2 protein-coding genes, 1 pseudogene and 1 riboswitch are annotated in these 2,787 nt (G+C 71.1%); all 3 genes and pseudogenes read right to left on the bottom strand.

Translation table 11 applies throughout. The features are described from left to right. Nucleotides 1–614: pseudogene (gene purH / locus ACIQ3R_RS17200) on the bottom strand (bifunctional phosphoribosylaminoimidazolecarboxamide formyltransferase/IMP cyclohydrolase); the annotation flags it as partial. 24 nt (nt 615–638) lie between these two features. After that, nucleotides 639–722, bottom strand: a riboswitch (ZMP/ZTP riboswitch). A gap of 32 nt (nt 723–754) precedes the next feature. Beyond that, nucleotides 755–2,362 (bottom strand): heparinase II/III family protein, encoded by a 1,608-nt coding sequence (locus ACIQ3R_RS17195; RefSeq protein ID WP_397420071.1) that lies wholly within the window; start codon nt 2,360–2,362, stop codon nt 755–757. Between the two features lie 15 nt (nt 2,363–2,377). After that, nucleotides 2,378–2,787: ribulose-phosphate 3-epimerase (locus tag ACIQ3R_RS17190; protein ID WP_397420070.1), on the bottom strand; the 410-nt coding region annotated here is incomplete at its 5' end.

Here is a 2,787-nt window from a genome sequence, read left to right as displayed (position 1 = left end):
GCGGCGAACCAGGACGAGATCGCGGAATCGTATGTCGCCGTGCGGCCATAGGCCCTGGCCGCCAGCCGTTTGCGCAGCGAGAGCGTCGTGGCGCCCCCCTCGGCGAGTTCCGCCAGCACCTCGACCATATCTGTCGGCTCGGTGCAGACCGCCACATAGCCGTGGTTCTTGGCCGCCGACCGGATCATGGCGGGTCCGCCGATGTCGATGTTCTCGACACAGGTCTCGAAGTCGGCGCCGGAGGCGGCGGTCGCCTCGAACGGATAGAGGTTCACATAGACCAGATCGATGGCGCCGATGCCGTGAGCCGCCATGGCCTCGGCATGGGCCGGCGCGTCGCGCACGCCCAACAGGCCGCCGTGAACCACCGGATGCAGGGTCTTGACCCGACCGTCCATCATCTCCGGGAAGCCCGTGAGGTCCGAGATGTCGCGCACTGGCAGGCCGGCGTCGGCGATGGCCTTGCGCGTACCGCCGGTGGAGACCAGTTCGACGCCCAGCCCCGCCAGTTGGCGGGCGAATTCCACGAGCCCGGTCTTGTCGGACACCGACAGTAGCGCGCGACGGACGGTGACGCGATCAGGGGCGGGTGGGAAGTCAGGCGCGGCGGGCACGGCGCTCTCCTCTGGCAGGTTCGAGAGACAGGCCCAGGCGAGCGGCGCAATGACGTCCCGACGCTCCCCGGTGGATCTCCACCTTGTTCGCCAGTCACGCGGGACGCAGGCGGATTAGGCCGACGCCTGCGACACGTCAATCACGCCTTGACGGGCGACAGCTTCCACCGCACGCGGGCGTCGGAGTCGGCGCGCCGTTGGCCTCTGAGCACCACCACGCGATGCGGTCGATCCTCACCCGGAACCGATTCCAGCGTGATCATCAGGACGTCGTTGCGCAGCACCCAACCCCCGCCCGGACCCTCGGGTCTGAGGAGCACGCTGCGCCCATCCTGCGAGGCCAGCGCCCGCACCGCGGGATTCAGCACGAACCGAAGGGCATAGGGCGTGAAGTTGCGCCCGCCGGAGCTCTGGGCGCGGGGCGTGGGGGTGAGGCGATCCTCGCCGCGCAGCTCCCCCGCCGTGAGGTCGAGATAGAGCCGGCGTTGATACACCACCCCATGCCGCCGGCCCCAACCGTGATAGTCGAGCTCCAGCCAGACCGCGCCCGGAGCCTCGTGGCGCTGCACCTCGATGTCTGCATGAGCGTCGATCAGGCGCGGCCCAAGAACGCGGGCGGTGAAGCCGGACAGGCGTTGGGCCGGTTCTCCATCGGCGACCGAAAGCATGGAGCCCGCCATGAGGTCGCGGCCACAGCCGCTCTCGATAAAGGGCTTGCCGCCCGCCAGGACCATCAACGCCAGGGGATGCTCCCGAGCCGCGACACTCCACGCGCCAGTTGGAGGGGGCGCCGTGTCGACCCGGACCTCGAGCCCCGGCGTCGCCAGCCGATGCACGCCGCCCAGCGCGTCTGCAGGCGCGCGGCCGGACGAGTCCTCACTCGCCCGCACGGCCGTGACGAGCGTCGCCGAACAGGGTCTGGAGCCATGGAAGCGCATCAGGGTTCCGTCCGCCAGGGTGGCGAACTGCACCGACGCCGAGAGCGCGGCCAGGGCGCGCTGCACCGCCTCCGGCGCGGCCTTGCCCTGCTGGGTCAAGGCATCATCCAGAGCCTGGAGATCCAACAGCAGCTCAAGGGCGAGGTCGGCTCTTCGGCTGGCGTGGGCGCCGTCCGCTGCGACCGCCATCTCCAGGGCTGGGCCGAGGCGGGCCAGAGCGCGCGCGAGCAACCTCGCCGCATCCGGCCCCCGGAGCACCGCGCCCGCCAGGGCCGCGGCCGTAGCCCGCTCGGCGGCTCCAGCGACCCCGCGCTCAGCGAGCAGATCGAACCCCTGGCGCACAAGGCCGCCGGCGATCAGGGCGGTTTCGGCGTCCGATGCGCGGGCGGCCAGGGCGGGCCCGGCGCAGGCCAGGTTGAAAACCCGGCGGGCCATCACCTCGCCCGACCAGGCGAAGGCGTTCCAACCTCCGAAGACACGGCTCCAGCCTAAGGTGAGACGAAGCGCCTCGGTCGCGTCTTCGGGTTCGCCGGAAAGCATGGCCGGAAGCCAATCGAACCGATGCAGTGACGCCGCCGCGTCGCGGTTGGAGGCGGGGCGGTCCCAGGGGTCGCCGCTCGGCGGCGTCACAGCGACGATGGGGCGGTTGTCGCGGGCGCGAACAGCGAACCCGTCCGACCTTAGGCGGTCGAGCCGCCATCGCCTGATACCGGAGCCTCGAACCTCCTCGGCGAGGGCGGCGACTCCGGCGGTCGCCAGGGCCAACGCCAAGTGACGGCCGGGCAACGGGAGCGCGCGCGAGTCGGCCAACCCGCGCCCCCCGCCTCAGCCGCGCAGGGCGGCGATATTGGCCGCGTAATGCTCGGGACCGCCCCGGAAGGCGGCGGTTCCCGCGACCAGGGCCGTGGCGCCGGCCGAGATGCAGAGCCGGGCGGTCTCGGGCGTCACGCCGCCGTCGACTTCCAGCAGGATGTCGCGGCCCTCGGCGTCGATCATGGCGCGCAGGCGCTCGATCTTGGCGAGCTGACTCTTCATGAACGACTGGCCGCCGAAGCCCGGGTTGATCGACATCACCAGGATCAGGTCGACCTCGTCCATCATCCACTGAATGACCGAGGGGTCGGTGGACGGATTGAACACCACACCGGCCTTGGCGCCGAGCTGGCGGATGCGCTTGAGGGTTCGGTTGAGGTGCGGCCCGGCCTCGGGGTGCACGCTGATCCACTCGGCGCCCG

This window comes from Phenylobacterium sp. (genome assembly GCF_044371015.1).
GTDB lineage: Bacteria > Pseudomonadota > Alphaproteobacteria > Caulobacterales > Caulobacteraceae > Phenylobacterium.
The sequence above is the reverse complement of the archived record's forward strand: the minus strand, read 5'-3'. Positions and strand labels throughout refer to the sequence as shown.